Genomic DNA, 15,835 nt, shown 5'->3' on the forward strand with positions numbered 1-15,835 from the left:
GGCTTCCCCTTCCTCATTCCGCGGCGACCAGCTCCACCACCGGATCGGTGGTGACTGGTTCGGTGGCAGCAAGTTCGCTGACGGTGACATGCGCCACCATCGGGATCTGTCCCAGGGAGCGGCCGATATGGTCGGTCTCCGCTTTGGGTAGGTCGCCGACCTCCATGGCGATGTCGAGTGTGTCGCCGCTCAGCCGGCTGTGCAGGGCCAAGGGGACCAGTCCACGCTTGGCGATGAATTCCAGGATGCGGGGCAGGGTGCCGGGGTCGGAGTCGGCAACCAGGGAAAAGGCGACCCGGCGGCCGGGCGCGGTAAGGCGTGCATCCGCGGCGGATGCCGGTACAGCGGGGACGGCCGCAGTCTTCGCGGTCTTGGTGTTCACGGTGCTGGTCATGGCGTGATCGGGCTTTCAGACGGTTCTGCGGAATGGACGAGCGAAATCCCCGGCTCTCAAAGGAGAACCGGGCCGCTAATTCGCAGAATCCCGTTGGAAAGATGCATGACCATGCCGATACCCTAGACTGCAGCGGTCCGGCCGTCAACGAGAGCATATCTGCAACTCAGGCGACGAACTCCAGCAGATCGTCCGGCAACTCGTCCTCGATCGATTCGCGCGGCTGCGGCAGCGCGACATGGATCTCCGATGGTCCATCGGCAAAAACCACCGGTTGGTAGCCGGGAGGCCGGTCGATGTCGTTGCCGGTCAGGTCGAAGACCATGCGGCGCGGATCGGTCTGGGCCTGCCGAGACGGATCGGGGTAGCGCTCCGCCACATCGAAAAGGATGTTCTCGGAGAACCGGCGGCGGGTCCTGGCTTCCGGCACGGCACCGGCTTGGCCGGGCACCGGCAGGGCGAAATACATCGCGCCGGCCGGTTCCTCATGCAGGCGGATGCCGATGTCGATGGTTTTCCGTCAACAACTACCTGTACTTGTCCTCGGTGGCTTGCATGGTCGCGCTATTTGCGCCGGCCCGGCTGTTGCAGGGGGAAGGGGCGCCGCCGGCGACGAATTCCAGCAGATCGTCCGGCAACTCGTCCTCGATCGATTCTGACGGCTGCGGCAGCACGACATGGATCTCCGACGGCCCATCGGTAAAAATCACCGGCTGGTAGCCGGGAGGCAGGTCGACGTCGTTGCCGGTCAGGTCGAAGAACATGCGGCGCGGATCGGTCCGGGCCTGCCGAGACAGATCGGGGTGGCGCTCCGCCACATCGAAAAGGATGTTCTCGAAGAACTGGCGGCGGGTCCTGGCTTCCGGCACGGCACCGGCTTGGCCGGGCACCGGCAAGGCGAAATACATCGCGCCGGCCGGTTCCTCATGCAGGCGGATGCCTACGTCGCCGAGCGGGCGTCCGAGGATGCGTTCTATACTGCCGCGCGGATCGGCCAGCAGGTGGGAGCGGACCACCGGATCGGCGGCGGCTTCTTCGATATGGCGCTTGTCGGCGATGCTGAGGAAAGCGGTCATGACGGTCGTCTCGCGTAGCGAATACCTATGTTGGAGAGCATACAATTTGCAATCCTATGATTAGCAAGTGGAACCTGTGACCATCCTGCCCTGATACGATCGTGCAGCCCATGCCCGGCCCATCCGCCGCCAACCCGCCTTCCCCGGCCCTTCCACCCCATCGGATCGCGACACTGCAAGGCGATGCCAGCGCCTTCGCGCGGCTGACCTATCCGGCCTACCGGAATATGCTGGCTCCGGTCGGCATCGGCACCGTCGCGTTCGGGGCCTGGATCGGCGACGCCCCCGTCGGGCTGATCCTGGCGTGCCGGGAAGAGGGCCGGACGACGTTGCTGTCGGTATCGGTCGCTTCCGGCTGGCGACGTTGCGGGATCGGAGGGCGGCTGATGGAGATGCTGGCAGCGGCGGTTCCTGCGGGGGAGCGGCTGACCGCCACCTATTCCTCCCGTTTGCCGGCGCGAGCGGCCTTCGAAGGGCTGTTGCGGCGGTGTGGCTGGGGCGCGCCGGTGCTGCAATCGATGCGAGCGGCCGGTACGCCTCGGGCGGTGCTGGACTGGGCGAAGGCGCATTCTCCGGCGCTGCGGGTGTTGCGCAGCTACGGCTTGGCGCTCTGGCGCGACGCGACCCCGGACGACCGGGCCGAGGTGGAGCAGCTGATCGGGTCGGGTGCCATTGCCGCCGAATTCAGTCCCTTCGCCATGGCGGCGCAGTTCGAGCATTGGCCCGACAACAGCTGGTTGGTGCGCCGGGAAGGCAAGGTGATCGGATGGATGTTCGCGCGGTTGGAGCTCCCCGACACAGTCTGGTACCACGGTGCGGCGGTGCGCCGTGACGTCGAGCATCTCGGCCCATTGCTGTTGATGTTCCACCGCGTCCATCAGGTCGCCGCCGAGCGGCTGGGGCCGGACAGCACATGGCGGATCGACAGCTTCCCGCGCACCCCGGCCATGCTGGCCTTCATGCGCCGCCGGGTTGCAGCCTTCGCCGGCTTCGTCGACGAGCTGTATCGCGTGGACCGGACGCAGGGTTAGAGGCGCTCCACTGTTCCGAAAGAACGGGAGTGTCCCGTTCGGGGAGCGCCGGAGGTGCCGCATCCTCCCTTGGTGGTGCCGCGCGGTCACGTTCGAGCCTGACAGGAACAAACTCCACGGGATCCCGTTCAGGTCCCGCTTGTCCGTCACAAACGCTCCACCAGAAGGGAGAAGGCCATGCTCGGCACGATTCTACTCATCATCCTCATTCTGCTGCTTCTCGGTGCCGTTCCGGCTTGGCCGCACAGCCGCGGCTGGGGCTATGGTCCCAGCGGCATCATCGGCGTGCTGGCGATCGTCCTGATCGTCCTGCTGCTGATGGGCCGGATCTGATCCGCGGCCTATCGGTTTGATGCGTGACGGGGCCGGCGGAGCGCGAACATCAGCCATCCGACCGGCCCCAGCATCAGAACCATGACCAGCCATCCGGCGCGCGGCCCGAAGGGGCAGCGCGACCCGGCCGGCGGGCGCCAACCGCCGCCGCGGCGCGACAGCGCCACATGCAGCAGCGGCAGCCCGTAGACGGCGAACAGGATCAGCCAGGGAATCGCGGCGGTGAGATCGGCGTTCATCGCCGGACGTTAGCATCATTCCCCGGCCTGTTGCGACCGATCGTCACGCCATCTTGCGGCTGCATGCAGCCTCGATTGCGTTCCGCGCGGGGCAACGAGGTTGAAGCCGGCAGGGACTTTCGACTAGGGTCGTCGACGAGATCGTCCGAAGGGCCTAGCCATGGCACTGGAAATCGAGCGGCGCTTTCTGGTCCGCAAGGATGTCCGGCACCTCTGCCGGAACGGCGTCCGAATCCTTCAGGGATATCTGCCGTCCGACGGCACCAATACGGTCCGTGTCCGCATCGCGGAGGACTGCGCCACCCTGACCATCAAATCGCGGAAACGGGGAGCCTGCCGGGACGAGGAGGAGCATCCGCTTGCGCTGGATTTCGCCCGTCAGCTCCTGCTCCATGGCTGCGAAGGACGGGTGATCGAAAAGACCCGCTATCGCCATAGCCAGGACGGCCTGTGCTGGGAGATCGACGTCTTCCACGGCGAGAATGACGGCCTCGTCATCGCCGAGGTCGAATTGGACGCTCCGGATCAGGCGGTGCCGCTGCCGGACTGGATCGGCGCGGAGGTCACCACGCTGCGCGCCTACGGCAATTCCGCCCTGTCCCGCGCTCCGATCCGGCGCCGGTCCGCCGCGGCCGCTTGACGGGGATGGTCGGGTCATAAGTTCCAGGGCCCGATTTTCGGGCCATTGGCTCGACGGCCGGGGCATTGCCCCCGATCCTCCACCACGTCCGGCGAGACGATGGAGGAGGGAACCCGCCCGAACAGATCCCTCAGACGCCAGGGCCTTGGACGATCAGGCCGTCCTCACCTTGTTCAGGAAACCCTGGACTTCGCCGCGCAGGCGGTCGGCCTGGGTGGCGAGGGTGCGGCTGGCGTCCAGGACCGCATCGGCGGCGCCGCCGGTCTTGGTGGCGGCAGTGGTCACCTCGGCGATGTTGCGCATCACCTGCTGGGTGCCTTCGGCGGCCTGCTGGACGTTCTGGGCGATCTCGCGGGTGGCGCTGCCCTGCTGCTCCATCTCCTGGGCGATGTCGGTGACGGTGCCGCTGATGGCGGTCACGGCGTCGGAGATGATGCGGATGGCGGCCACGGCGCTGGTGGTGGCGGTCTGCATCTCCGCGACCTGGGCGGAGATCTCCTCGGTCGCCTTGGCGGTCTGGCCGGCGAGGTTCTTCACCTCGGTCGCCACCACGGCGAAGCCCTTGCCGGCTTCGCCGGCGCGGGCGGCTTCGATCGTGGCGTTGAGTGCCAGCAGGTTGGTCTGCTCGGCGATCTCGCCGATCAGGCCGACCACATGACCGATCCGCTCGGCGGCGAGCGACAATCCCTCGACGATGCCGTTGGTCTGCACCGCCTTGTCCGCGGCGCCCGATGCGGTCGCGGAACTGGCGTTGAGCTGGCGGGAAATCTCGGCGATGGAAGCCGACAGCTCTTCCGCCGCCGCCGCGACGGTCTGCACATTGGCGGTCGCCTGCTGCGAGGCGGTGGCGACGGCGGTCGACTTCGCGGTGGTCAGCGCCGCGTCCGCCGACATCTCCTGCGCGTCGCGGCCCAGTGACCCGGCCGATTCGGTCAGCGACAGCACCACCCCCGATACCGCCTGTTCGAAGCCGTTGGCGAATTCGTTCATCGTGCGGCGGCGGTCGGCATCGATCTGGACGCGCATTTCCTCGCGCTCGCGCTCCATCCGCCGCATCTCCAGGGCGTTGTCCTTGAAGATGGTCATGGCGGCGGCCATGTTGCGCAGCTCGTCCTTGCGGTCGCTGCCGGGGATGTCGATCGTCAGGTCGCCTTCGGCCAAGCGGCCCATGGCGCCGGTCATGGCGTGCAGCGGGTGGGTGATGGCGCGGTCGATGATCCAGGCCATCAGCATGCCCAGCATCAGCGCCACCGCGGCGCCTACCGCGATCACCATTCCGGCGCTGGCGCGGCCGGCCTCGCGGTCCTCGCGCTGCAGGGTGACCAGACGGCCGACCTGACCGCTGACCGTGGCGGACGCCTTGGCCATCGCCGCCGATGCTTCGTGCTGCTTGGCGACCGCCGATGACAGCGCTGCGAATTCGGAGTCGAAGGCGCGCGCGGCCTCGGTGATGGCGGCGATCAGCGCACGCCCTTCCCGGTCGACCAGAACGGCGCCGGCCTGTCCGGCAAGCTCCAGGATCTCCTTCACCGCGGCGTCGGCCGTGGTCTTGGCGTCGGCCGTACCGGTCAGCAGGAAGTCGCGCTGGCCCAGCATCGCCGACTGGGCTCCCTGCACCAGCCGCATCGCCAGGCCGCGCAGCATCACCGCCTCGTTCACCTCGCTCTGGGCATATTTGGAGGCTTCGGTCAGGGCTTCGGTCACCATCGCCTGGTTCCGCTGCAACTCCATGGCATGCTCCTGGACGCCGCGCGCGGCCTCGTCCAGCCCGCCGGCCACGCCGCCCTCGGTGAGCGCGGCGATCCCCTTGCCGCGCAGGGCCTGGACGGTGTCGCGATAGGCACGGGCATCGCCGGCGATCCGGGCGGCGAGTTCCTCGTCGTTGGTGCCGACGAGGTCCTTGGCGACGGTATCGGTGGTCTGCCCCAGCTCGTCCAGCGCCGCCACGATCCGATCCGCCAACGTCTCGTCCGCGTTGCGGCGCAGTTCGCTCTGCTGGCGCCGGACCTCCAGCACCCGTTCGATGACGCGGTTCGCGCGCTCGGCCGTATCCATGCTGTGGCGCAGTTCGGCATCGGCGTCGCGCTTGCTGGCCATGTTCAGGTCGTAGCGTTCCGACTGCTGCTTGCCGATCTTCTCGGCGATCTCGCGCAGTGCGCGGGCGCGCGTCTCCATGCTGGCGGTGCGGGCATGCGCCTCGCCATCCTGGGCGACGAAATTGGCGAAGGCGGCCCGATAGCCGTCGATGCCCGACAGCACCTCGTCCAGCAGGCGCCGGCCCTCGCCGTCGGTCAGGGCGGTCCGCGTTTCCTGCGCTTCCGCCTGCAGGGCGTCCAGCATGCCCGGAACATCGGCCGCCGCCTTGGCATCGCGCTCGGTGACGAAGCGTGCCTCCTCCAGCCGTACCGACTTCAGCCGGGTGTCGAGGTCGGCGGTGTGGGACGCCAGGTCGACCCGTTCGGCATAGGTGCTCAGGCTGTTCCAGCCGACGAACGCGACGCCGACCGTCAGGAGCAGCACGGCGGCGAAGCCAAGCGCAATGCGCGTTCCGATCGTCATGGATTGTGGACTCCCCAATGGCACCGCCTTTGCGGCGACCCTTTCCTGATCATTGGGGCGATTGAACCATAGGACGATTGACGTCCGGTTTGATTCAGGTCAGGAAACCGCCTTATTTCAGAAGCGGTCGTGCATCCAGGGCGATGCGCCGGAAAATACGCGGTGCAAGCGGTCGATCATCTTTTCGTCGCCATGAAGCAAACCGGCCCGCCACCGGGTGCGAGCGTTTGCGTGTCCGGTGAACAGACTGGCGAAGGCACCGATGCCGATCTGTGCTGCAAGCTCTGTAGTTTGCGCGATTTTGGAGATATTTCCTGGAGAGCGAGCAACCTTGGGATGGTGCGCCCCGGAGTCGCCCGTCGCCAAAGATCGACCGCCGCCATGGCGACCGTCCGAGCCGCCGCCCGGATGGTGCCGATCGCCCGGTCCCGGTTGGTCCGGCAAATCAAGCGTCCGGATCGCTCCGGCCATTCAGCCGCGCCGCCGCCCAGCCCGCCGCCTCCCGCACGCTCTCGCTGGGATCCTCGCGCAGGGTCTCGGCGATGGGGCGCAGAGTGGGATCCCCGCTGTTGCCGATGGCGATCAGGACGTTGCGGACGAAACGGTCGCGGCCGATGCGCTTGACGGGGGAGCCGCTGAACACCTGCCGGAAGCCGGCATCGTCCAACTGCGCCAGATCGGCCAGCCTGGGCGCCGTCAGCTCGGCCCGCGGCAGGAAGGCGGGTTCACGGGTCGCCCGGGCGAACTTGTTCCAGGGGCAGGCGGCCAGGCAATCGTCGCAGCCATAGATGCGGTTGCCCATCAGCGGCTTGAGGTCGTCGGGGATCGCCCCCTTGTGCTCGATGGTCAGATAGCTGATGCAGCGCCGGGCATCCAGCTGGTAGGGGGCCGGGAAGGCGGCGGTCGGGCAGGCGACCTGACAGCGGTCGCAGGACCCGCAGCGGTCGCGCCCCGGTGGGTCGGGCGGCAGTTCCAGCGTCGTGTAGATCTCGCCCAGGAACAGCCAGGAGCCATGGTCGCGCGACACCAGATTGGTGTGCTTGCCCTGCCAGCCCAGCCCGGCCTGTTCCGCCAGCGGCTTTTCCATCACCGGCGCGGTGTCGACGAACACCTTCACCCCCGCCTTGGCCTGGTGGGCAAGCCATTGCGCCAGCGTCTTCAACCGCCCCTTGATCAGGTCGTGATAGTCGCGGTTGCGGGCATAGACGGAGACGATGCCGCGATCGGGATGCTCCGCCAGCCGGCGCGGGTCTTCATGGGGGGCGTAGCTGGTGCCCAGCGCGATGACCGTTCGGGCTTCGTCCCACAGGGATTGCGGATGGCTGCGCTGGTCGCCGCGCTCGGCCATCCATCCCATGTCGCCGTGCCGCCCCTCGGCGACGAAGCGGGCGAGCCGCTCGCGCGCTTCCGGTCCCAGCGCGGCCGGGGCGAAGCCCACCGCGTCGAAGCCGACCGCCAGCGCGCGGTCGCGGATCGCCTCGCGCAGCCGTGCCGGGTCGGCGGACGTCAGCGGTGCGGGCTTAGCCGCGGCCACGGTAGGTCGGGACGTCCTGCGACGGGATCCAGACGCCCTTCGGCGGCTCGCCGGTCTGGAAGAAGACGTCGATGGGGATGCCGCCGCGCGGATACCAATAGCCGCCGATGCGCAGCCACAGCGGCGACAGCTCGTCCACCAGCCGCTTGCCGATGCCGACGGTGCAGGCCTCGTGGAAGGCGCCGTGGTTGCGGAAGCTGGTCAGGAACAGCTTCAGCGACTTCGATTCCACCAGCCAGTCGCCCGGCACATAGTCGATGACCAGATGGGCGAAGTCCGGCTGGCCGGTGATCGGGCAGAGCGAGGTGAACTCGGGCGCGGTGAAGCGCACGCAGTAGGGAGTGCCGGGGTTGGGATTCGGGACCCGTTCCAGCACCGCCTCTTCCGGCGTTTTCGGCTGAACGGTGGAGCCGCCGAGCTGGGTCAGGCCGGCATAGATGTTCTCACTCATCGGTCTTTTCCTGTTCCGTCCGTTCCTTCTTCGGCGGGCGGCCTTGCTTCGGCGGTTTGCCGGGCTTGGCGATGGGGTCCACCGTCGCCTCGATATCGCCTTCGTTCAGGCGGGCTTCCATGGCGCCGGCGACCTCCTCGAAATTGCCGTCGGCGATGGCCTGCCGCATCGTCCGCATCACGTCCTGATAGTAATGCAGGTTGTGCCAGGTCAGCAGCATCGGCCCCAGCATCTCGTCCGCCTTGAACAGATGATGCAGATAGCCCCGGCCGTAGCTGCGGCAAGCCGGGCAGCCGCAGTCCGCGTCGAGCGGACGCTCGTCATGGGCGTGGCGGGCGTTGCGGATGTTGATCGTCCCGCTTCGGACGAAGGCTTGGCCGGTGCGGCCCGAGCGGGTCGGCATCACGCAGTCGAACATGTCGACGCCGCGCCGTACCGCACCGATCAGGTCGCTCGGCCGGCCGACGCCCATCAGGTAGCGCGGCCGGTCCTTGACCATCAGCGGCTCGGTAAAGTCCAGCACCCGGAACATCGTCTCCTGACCCTCGCCGACCGCCAGCCCGCCGATGGCGTAGCCGTCGAAGCCGATGTCGGTCAGGGCGGCGACGCTTTCCGCCCGCTGCTCCGGGTAGATGCCGCCCTGGACGATGCCGAACAGGCCGTAGCCCGGCCGCTCGACGAAGGCGTCCTTGCTGCGCCGCGCCCAGCGCATCGACAGGCGCATGGAGGATTCGGCCTGGGCCTCGGTCGCCGGGAACGGCGTGCACTCGTCCAGGCACATGGTGATGTTGCTGTCCAGCATGTGCTGGATCTGGATGGAGCGTTCCGGCGTCAGGTGGTGGCGGCTGCCGTCCAGGTGCGACTTGAAGGTGACGCCTTCCTCCGACATGGTGCGCAGGTCGGACAGGCTCATCACCTGGAAGCCGCCGCTGTCGGTCAGGATCGGCTTGTCCCAGTTCATGAAGCGATGCAGCCCGCCCAGCTGCGCCACTCGCTCCGCCGTCGGCCGCAGCATCAGGTGGTAGGTGTTGCCGAGCAGGATTTCCGCACCGGTGGAGGCCACCGCGTCGGTGGTCATCGCCTTGACCGTCGCCGCGGTGCCGACCGGCATGAAGGCCGGCGTCTCGATGGTGCCGTGGGCGGTGGTCACGCGGCCGCGCCGCGCCCGCCCGTCGGTCGCCAGAAGGTCAAAGCCGATGCCGGTCATGATGGGTCCGTCCTGTGCAGCAGCGAGGCGTCGCCGTAGCTGAAGAAGCGATAGTCGTGGTCGATGGCATGCCGATAGGCCGCCCGCATGCGGTCGTAGCCGGCGAAGGCGCAGACCAGCATGAACAGGGTCGATTTCGGCAGGTGGAAGTTGGTCCACAGGAGATCGACGATGCGGAAGCGGTAGCCGGGGGTGATGAAGATGTCGGTGTCGCCGCTGAAGGGCTCCAGCGTCCCGTCCGCCCGGCCCGCCGTCTCCAGGATGCGCAGCGCCGTCGTGCCGACCGAGACGATCCTCCCGCCGGCCTTGCGCGTCTCGTTCACCGCGGTGGCGGTCTCGGGAGAGATCTCGCCCCATTCGCTGTGCATCTTGTGGTCGGCGATGTCGTCGACCTTCACCGGCAGGAAGGTGCCGGCGCCGACATGCAGCGTGACCGGCACCCGCCGAACCCCGCGTTCGTCCAGCGCCTCCAGCAGCTCCGGCGTGAAGTGCAGTCCGGCGGTGGGGGCGGCGACGGCGCCCTCGCGGGCGGCGAAGACGGTCTGGTAATCGGCATCGTCGCCCGCGTCGGCCTTGCGCCGGATGTAGGGTGGCAGCGGCATCCGGCCATGGCGGTGCAGCGCCGCCATCAGTTCCGCCCCGCCGGCGGAGAAGCGCAGCCGCACCTCCATGCCGTCCTTGGCGGTCACCTCGGCGCTGAAATCCTGCGCTATCACGATGGTGTCGCCGGGCTTCAGCCGCTTGCCGGGCTTGGAGAAGGTCGCCCACTCCCGCTCGCCCAGCCGCTTGTGCAGCGTGATCTCCACCGCGACCTCGCCGCGCCGGCCGTCGAGCCGGGCCGGGATGACGCGGGTGTCGTTGACGACCATCAGGTCGCCCGGCTGCAACAGCGTCGGCAGGTCGCGCACGATGAGGTCGCGCAAGCCGAGGTCGCAGGAGGGCGAACCCACCTCCAGCAGGCGGGCGGCGTCACGCGGCCGGACGGGATGCTCGGCGATCCGGTCGGGCGGCAGGTCGAAGTCGAAATCGGCGGTCTTCATGGGAGGGGCAAGCTATAGACTGAACGATGGCCGGATGGAAAGGGTTTGGGGGCAAGCCATTTGTTCGGAGGCGTCATTTTGCCCCCACCCCAACCCTCCCCCGCTGGGCGGGGGAGGGGGTAAATGCTCGTGCGGGAGAGCAGCGGCAGTCCCTCCCCCGCCCAGCGGGGGAGGATAGGTGGGGGCTAACGCCGCTAGAATCTCGTGTCCCTCACTCCGCCTGCGGTAGCCCCTGTGCCTCCAGCGCCGCGCTTTGCCGCGCCGCCAGCGCATTCACGTCGAAGTCGCGGATCAGGCCCTGGAACATCTGGTACCAGTTCAGCTCCGCCTTCAGATGCAGGAACACCGAACCGAGTCCGACCGCGGCGCGGTCCATGAAGACGAACTCGCGCGGAATTTCCACCCCGCCGACGCGGCGCAGCTCGGCATGGACCTTGCCGGCGGTCTCGCGGCCGTAATGGCCGCCGTTGGTCTCCTCGATCTTGCGCTGGCGATCCTCCATGATCGGGGCGTAGACGAAGCGCGCCCAGATGTTCAGCACGTCGACCAGCTCGTTCGACGGGTTGACGAAGCCCCAGGTGCGGTAGGCCTCCACCGCCTGTTCGCGATTCTCGGTGCGCAGCGCGTTGTAGAGGTCGATCACGCCCTTGACGAAGCTGGGCTTGAAGACGCGGATGCAGCCGAAATCCAGCAGGTTGATCGCGCGGTCTGGCCGGACTGTGTAGTTGCCCAAATGCGGGTCGCCGTGGATGACGCCGTAATTGTAGAAGGGCACGTACCAGGCGCGGAACATGTTCATCGCCAGCTCGTCGCGGGCCTCCGGATGCTCGGCGACGAATTCCAGGATCTTGCGGCCATGCACCCAGCCCATGGTCAGCAGCCGCTTGCTCGACAGCTCCGGCACCACGTCGGGCACATGGACGCCGGGGGTGCCGGCCAGCATCGACTGGTAGAGGCGGGTGTGCTTGGCCTCGCGCTCGTAATCGAGTTCCTCGCGCAGGCGGGCGCCGATCTCCTTCTGGATCTGGCGGGTGGAGATGGCGCTGTCGGTGCGCTCGAAGATCGCGAAGATCAGGCCGAGCTGCCGCAGGTCGGCTTCCACCGCCGAGGCCATGTCGGGATATTGCAGCTTGCAGGCAAGCTCCCGCCCATCCGGCCCGATGGCCTTATGCACCTGACCCAGCGACGCCGCGGCGGCGGCCGTGTGCTCGAAGCTCTGGAAGCGCGACTGCCAGTTGGGGCCAAGCTCGCTCGCCATCCGCCGCTTGACGAAGGGCCAGCCCATCGACGGCGCGTCGGCCTGCAACTGCGCCAGTTCCTGGGTGTATTCCTTGGGCAGGGCGTCGGGGATGGTGGACAGGATCTGCGCCACCTTCATCAGCGGCCCCTTCAGCCCGCCCAAGGCCGCCCGCAGTTCCGCCGCGTGGCGTTCACGTTCCACGCGGATGCCCAGCACGCGCTCGCCCGCCAGGCGCGCGGCCAGCCCGCCAACGGCGGTGCCGACCCGCGCATACCGCGCGACCCGTCCGCCCCATGTGTTCTCATCGTGTTCCGGCATGGGCACAAGGTGGGTGCGCTCCTCGCAAAAGGCCAGCCCTCCCCCGGTCGGGGATCGCCGATGGAGGCTCCCCGGATGGTGCTGCATCGCAGTATGCGATTTTCTTGACAGCTCTGTGAAAGGGGAGCAGGCTTCGTCTTACAGTAATAGACACCGAGGTGAAGTGAGCGAGCATCGGAGACGCCTTACCGTTCAAGCAGTCAGCTTGGACGGAACAGTAGAGACCGATACCAGGGAGGGTGAGTAAGATCATGACTCCACCGGCGCTTACCTGATCGTGCCGATCTGTTCGGCCCATACAACTGAGATTTCAGTTCGAAATTTATTCGCCTGCTTGGCGATATCATACGGGCCGTAGATGCCCTATGCGAAAGCCCTCGCCCATTTCGGAGCGGGGGCTTTTGTTTTGCGGGGTTGCACCTCCCGGAGCAGCAGAACGCGAGTTCGATCCAACGCGATTCTGACCAATACGTTTCAAACGATACTGTTTGCATATGAAACCAAACCCCGCTATCCACGGGACTGCATGGTGCGGCAGGGCGCCGCAGGTCGGCGCACGCACCTGTCAGACAAAACCAAGGCTGGGGAGGATGGCATGGTTCGATTGCTGACGCCTTTCGCGCTGGCGGCGCTGATCGCGACGACGGCGCTCTCCGCACAGGCGCAGAGCGTCAAGCCGGTGCGCATCGGCGTGCTGGCCGACGAGGCCGGCTTCGCCTCGGACATCGGCGGCAAGGGCGCGGTGCTCGCCACCCGGATGGCGGTCGAGGATTTCGGCGGCAGCGTGCTCGGCCGGACGGTGGAGGTGCTGTCGGCCGACATGCAGAACAAGCCGGACGTCGCGTCGAACATCGTGCGCGGCTGGTTCGACGTCGACGGCGTCGACATGGTGACCGACATCCCGGTTTCCTCCGTCGCGCTGGCGGTGCAGGCGGTGGCGCGCGAGAAGAAGAAGGTGCTGATGATCAGCGCCGCGACGACGACCGAGCTGACCAACGCCCAATGCTCGCCCTACACCATCCATTGGGCCGACGACACCGCGTCGCTGGCGGTCGGCACGACCAAGGCGGTGGTGCAGTCGGGGGGCACCAGCTGGTACTTCATCACCGCCGACTTCGCCTTCGGTTCCGCGATGGAGAAGGCGGCGACCGAGGCGATCAAGCAGGCCGGCGGCACGGTGGTCGGCGGCGTGCGCCATCCGATGGGCACCAGCGACTTCGGGTCCTACCTGCTCAGCGCCCAGAGCAGCGGCGCCAAGGTGGTGGCGCTCGCCAATGTCGGGGCCGAGACCATCGGCACCATCAAGCAGGCCGGCGAGTTCGGGCTGACCGAATCCGGCCAGCGGCTGGTCGGCTATATCGTCTTCATCACCGACATCCACTCGCTGGGGCTCGACCTCGCCAAAGGGCTGTATGTCACCAGCGGCTTCTATTGGGACCGCGATGACCGGACTCGGGCCTGGGCCAAGCGCTTCTTCGAGCGGCATGGGAAGATGCCGACCAAGGAGCAGGCCAACACCTACCTCGCCACCCTGCATTGGCTGAAGGGCGTGAAGGCGGCAGGTACCACTGACGCCGAGGCGGTCACCGCCGCGATGAAGGCGATGCCGACCGACTATTTCGGCACCCCCGGCAGCATCCGCAAGGACGGCCGCGTGCTCTACGACCTCGAGCTGTACCAGGTGAAGAGCCCGGCGGAGAGCAAGGCGCCCTGGGATTATTACAAGCAGGTCCGCAGCATTCCGGCATCGGAGGCCTTCCTGCCGATCGAGGCCAGCGGCTGTCCCTTCGTGAAAGCCCAGTGATCGGCGCAGACGTGACCTGCGGGTCGTCCCCGGCGAAATCCGAGTCGAGAGGGGTTTCCGCCGGGCCGCGATCCGGGTTACACTCCGCTCTTTAGGCGCAGCGGGGACGGTACGTGGATCTACAGGTGCAAAGCGAGCGGCAGAACGACACCGGACGGTTGCGTTCGTCGGCGCTGGCGCGCCCGGTCTTTGCAGCGCTGGATCTCGGCACCAACAACTGCCGCCTGCTGATCGCCAAATCGGCACCCGGCGGCTTCCGGGTCATCGACGCCTTTTCCCGCATCGTCCGGCTTGGCGAAGGACTGAGCCGCAACGACCATCTGTCGGAGCCCGCGATGGAGCGCACCATCGCGGCGCTTCGCGTCTGCGGGTCCAAGATCGAGCGTCGCGGCGTCACCGCCGTGCGTGCCGTCGGGACCGAGGCTTGCCGCCGTGCCGCCAACGGCGCCACCTTCGTCGAGGCGGTGGAGCGCGAGACCGGCATCCCGCTGGAAATCATCTCCAGCCAGGAGGAGGGGCGGCTGGCACTGGCCGGCTGCGCCGCTCTGCTGGAGCCGACCCATCCCTATGCCATCGTCTTCGACATCGGCGGCGGCTCGACCGAACTGATGTGGCTGGCGGTGGAGAAGGGCAGGGCGCCGCGCCTGCTCGACCAGACTTCCATCCGCTGCGGCGTGATCGGCCTGACCGAGGAATATGGCGGCCCCAACGTCACCCGCGTCAACTATACCCAGATGGTGGAGGCGGTGGCGGACGCCATCGCGTCCTTCGAGGCGCGCAACCGCATCCAGAGCCGCATCGCCGCCGGCAAGGTGCAGATGCTCGGCACCTCGGGGACGGTGACGACGTTGGCCGGCGTGCATCTGGGGCTGTGCCGCTATGACCGGCGGGCGGTGGACGGCAGCTACCTGCGCGTGGACCATGCCCGCGCGGTGATCGACCATCTGGTCGCCCAGGATTTCGACGGCCGCGCCCGCCATCCCTGCATCGGCCAGGACCGCGCCGATCTGGTGGTCGCCGGCTGCGCCGTCCTGGACGCGCTGTGCGACGTTTGGCCGGTGGAGCGGCTGCGCATCGCCGACCGGGGCTTGCGCGAAGGAATTCTGGTGGACCTGATCGGGGCCGCCGGCGAGTGACGCATACGAATGACCGGGCAGGGGGGACGGCTCCCCGCCTGCGCCGGATGACCGAGGAACTGCAGCGATCATGACCGAAAAGACTCCGTCGACGCGTCCGGGCGGGCGCCGTGCCACGGTCCGTGTGAAGACCGCCGGCAAGCGTACGGAATCCTCCAAGCGCTGGCTGGAGCGCCACCTGAACGACCCCTATGTCGCCGAGGCGACCAAGCGCGGCTACCGCTCCCGCGCGGCGTTCAAGCTTTTGCAGTTGGACGAGAAGTTCCGCCTGCTCGGCCCCGGCAAGCGCGTGGTCGATCTGGGCGCCGCCCCCGGCGGCTGGACCCAGATCGCGGTGGAGAAGGTGCAGACCGCCAAGGATGGCTGGAAGGTCGTCGGGCTGGACATCCTGCCGATGGACCCGGTCCCCGGCGCCACCATCATGCAGGCGGATTTCCTCGAGGAGAGCGCCGCCGACCAGTTGAAGGACGCGCTGGGCGGCCCGGCCGACCTGGTGCTGAGCGATATGGCCGCCCCCACCACCGGCCACCAGCAGACCGACCATCTGCGCATCATGGGGCTGGCCGAGGCCGCCTATGATTTCGCGGAGGAAGTGTTGGCTCCCGGCGGCGCCTTCGTCGCCAAGCTGTTCCAGGGCGGCGCGGAGCGGTCGCTGCTCGACCGGCTGCGGCGCGACTTCGCCGTGGTCAAGCACGCCAAGCCGCCGGCCAGCCGGGCCGAATCGTCGGAGACCTACGTGGTCGCCACCGGCTTCCGCGGCGGCAGCGCGACCGACTGAGTGCGCTTTCCTTCGCACGTGCATAACAGATGCTGTGTGCGCACGGGTTCACAAG

The 15,835-nt window shown here is 67.7% G+C and carries 17 protein-coding genes; 6 read left to right on the forward strand and 11 right to left on the reverse strand.

Translation table 11 applies throughout. The features are described 5' to 3' along the window. Nucleotides 1–13 precede the first annotated feature (13 nt). From JHL17_RS10120 to JHL17_RS10130, 3 genes are all read right to left on the reverse strand, one after another. Nucleotides 14–394: a hypothetical protein gene (locus JHL17_RS10120; RefSeq protein ID WP_200192641.1), complete on the reverse strand. Its 381-nt coding sequence runs from the start codon at nucleotides 392–394 to the stop codon at nucleotides 14–16. A gap of 166 nt (nucleotides 395–560) precedes the next feature. Beyond that, nucleotides 561–863, reverse strand: coding sequence for a hypothetical protein (locus JHL17_RS10125; RefSeq protein ID WP_200192643.1), 303 nt, complete (start codon nucleotides 861–863; stop codon nucleotides 561–563). Nucleotides 864–921: 58 nt separating this feature from the next. Beyond that, nucleotides 922–1,470, reverse strand: a complete 549-nt coding sequence (locus JHL17_RS10130) for a hypothetical protein (protein ID WP_200192645.1) — start codon at nucleotides 1,468–1,470, stop codon at nucleotides 922–924. A gap of 110 nt (nucleotides 1,471–1,580) precedes the next feature. On the opposite strand from JHL17_RS10130, the gene JHL17_RS10135 reads away from it, so the two are divergent. Together JHL17_RS10135 and JHL17_RS10140 are read left to right on the forward strand one after the other, a co-directional pair. Continuing rightward, nucleotides 1,581–2,501, forward strand: a complete 921-nt coding sequence (locus tag JHL17_RS10135; protein ID WP_200192647.1) for a GNAT family N-acetyltransferase — start codon at nucleotides 1,581–1,583, stop codon at nucleotides 2,499–2,501. A 177-nt stretch (nucleotides 2,502–2,678) separates the two neighbouring features. Beyond that, nucleotides 2,679–2,834, forward strand: a complete 156-nt coding sequence (locus tag JHL17_RS10140) for a DUF3309 family protein (protein WP_200192649.1) — start codon at nucleotides 2,679–2,681, stop codon at nucleotides 2,832–2,834. An 8-nt stretch (nucleotides 2,835–2,842) separates the two neighbouring features. Here JHL17_RS10140 and JHL17_RS10145 read toward each other — a convergent pair whose 3' ends face one another. Beyond that, nucleotides 2,843–3,073, reverse strand: coding sequence for a hypothetical protein (locus tag JHL17_RS10145; RefSeq protein ID WP_200192651.1), 231 nt, complete (start codon nucleotides 3,071–3,073; stop codon nucleotides 2,843–2,845). A 160-nt stretch (nucleotides 3,074–3,233) separates the two neighbouring features. Here JHL17_RS10145 and JHL17_RS10150 point away from each other — a divergent pair, with 160 nt between their 5' ends. Further along, a complete protein-coding gene (locus tag JHL17_RS10150; RefSeq protein ID WP_200192653.1) occupies nucleotides 3,234–3,713 on the forward strand; it encodes a CYTH domain-containing protein in 480 nt (159 codons plus the stop codon). A gap of 153 nt (nucleotides 3,714–3,866) precedes the next feature. Here JHL17_RS10150 and JHL17_RS10155 read toward each other — a convergent pair whose 3' ends face one another. From JHL17_RS10155 to JHL17_RS10185, 7 genes are all read right to left on the reverse strand, one after another. Beyond that, on the reverse strand, nucleotides 3,867–6,272 hold the full coding sequence (locus tag JHL17_RS10155; RefSeq protein ID WP_200192655.1) for a HAMP domain-containing methyl-accepting chemotaxis protein: 2,406 nt from the start codon (nucleotides 6,270–6,272) through the stop codon (nucleotides 3,867–3,869). Between the two features lie 117 nt (nucleotides 6,273–6,389). Further along, the gene (locus tag JHL17_RS10160; RefSeq protein ID WP_200192657.1) at nucleotides 6,390–6,743 is read right to left on the reverse strand and encodes a sterol carrier protein domain-containing protein; all 354 of its coding nucleotides are present in this window, start codon (nucleotides 6,741–6,743) and stop codon (nucleotides 6,390–6,392) included. Continuing rightward, nucleotides 6,718–7,806: a tRNA epoxyqueuosine(34) reductase QueG gene (gene queG / locus JHL17_RS10165; protein ID WP_200192659.1), complete on the reverse strand. Its 1,089-nt coding sequence runs from the start codon at nucleotides 7,804–7,806 to the stop codon at nucleotides 6,718–6,720. Before queG ends, JHL17_RS10160 begins: the two co-directional genes overlap by 26 nt. Next, nucleotides 7,793–8,257 (reverse strand): preQ(1) synthase, encoded by a 465-nt coding sequence (queF, locus tag JHL17_RS10170; RefSeq protein ID WP_200192661.1) that lies wholly within the window; start codon nucleotides 8,255–8,257, stop codon nucleotides 7,793–7,795. Before queF ends, queG begins: the two co-directional genes overlap by 14 nt. Then, nucleotides 8,250–9,464 (reverse strand): tRNA guanosine(34) transglycosylase Tgt, encoded by a 1,215-nt coding sequence (gene tgt, locus JHL17_RS10175; RefSeq protein WP_200192663.1) that lies wholly within the window; start codon nucleotides 9,462–9,464, stop codon nucleotides 8,250–8,252. The genes queF and tgt overlap by 8 nt, the downstream gene beginning before the upstream one ends. Beyond that, on the reverse strand, nucleotides 9,461–10,504 hold the full coding sequence (queA, locus tag JHL17_RS10180; RefSeq protein ID WP_200192665.1) for a tRNA preQ1(34) S-adenosylmethionine ribosyltransferase-isomerase QueA: 1,044 nt from the start codon (nucleotides 10,502–10,504) through the stop codon (nucleotides 9,461–9,463). Before queA ends, tgt begins: the two co-directional genes overlap by 4 nt. A 211-nt stretch (nucleotides 10,505–10,715) precedes the next feature. Next, the gene (locus JHL17_RS10185) at nucleotides 10,716–12,062 is read right to left on the reverse strand and encodes an ABC1 kinase family protein (protein ID WP_200192666.1); all 1,347 of its coding nucleotides are present in this window, start codon (nucleotides 12,060–12,062) and stop codon (nucleotides 10,716–10,718) included. 595 nt (nucleotides 12,063–12,657) lie between these two features. On the opposite strand from JHL17_RS10185, the gene JHL17_RS10190 reads away from it, so the two are divergent. From JHL17_RS10190 to JHL17_RS10200, 3 genes are all read left to right on the forward strand, one after another. Next, the gene (locus tag JHL17_RS10190) at nucleotides 12,658–13,866 is read left to right on the forward strand and encodes an ABC transporter substrate-binding protein (RefSeq protein WP_200192669.1); all 1,209 of its coding nucleotides are present in this window, start codon (nucleotides 12,658–12,660) and stop codon (nucleotides 13,864–13,866) included. 113 nt (nucleotides 13,867–13,979) lie between these two features. Next, nucleotides 13,980–15,002: a Ppx/GppA phosphatase family protein gene (locus JHL17_RS10195; protein WP_200192671.1), complete on the forward strand. Its 1,023-nt coding sequence runs from the start codon at nucleotides 13,980–13,982 to the stop codon at nucleotides 15,000–15,002. Between the two features lie 70 nt (nucleotides 15,003–15,072). Beyond that, the gene (locus JHL17_RS10200) at nucleotides 15,073–15,780 is read left to right on the forward strand and encodes an RlmE family RNA methyltransferase (protein ID WP_200192673.1); all 708 of its coding nucleotides are present in this window, start codon (nucleotides 15,073–15,075) and stop codon (nucleotides 15,778–15,780) included. The last annotated feature ends 55 nt before the right edge of the window (nucleotides 15,781–15,835 follow it).

This window comes from Azospirillum endophyticum (assembly GCF_016595245.1).
Lineage (GTDB): Bacteria > Pseudomonadota > Alphaproteobacteria > Azospirillales > Azospirillaceae > Azospirillum > Azospirillum endophyticum.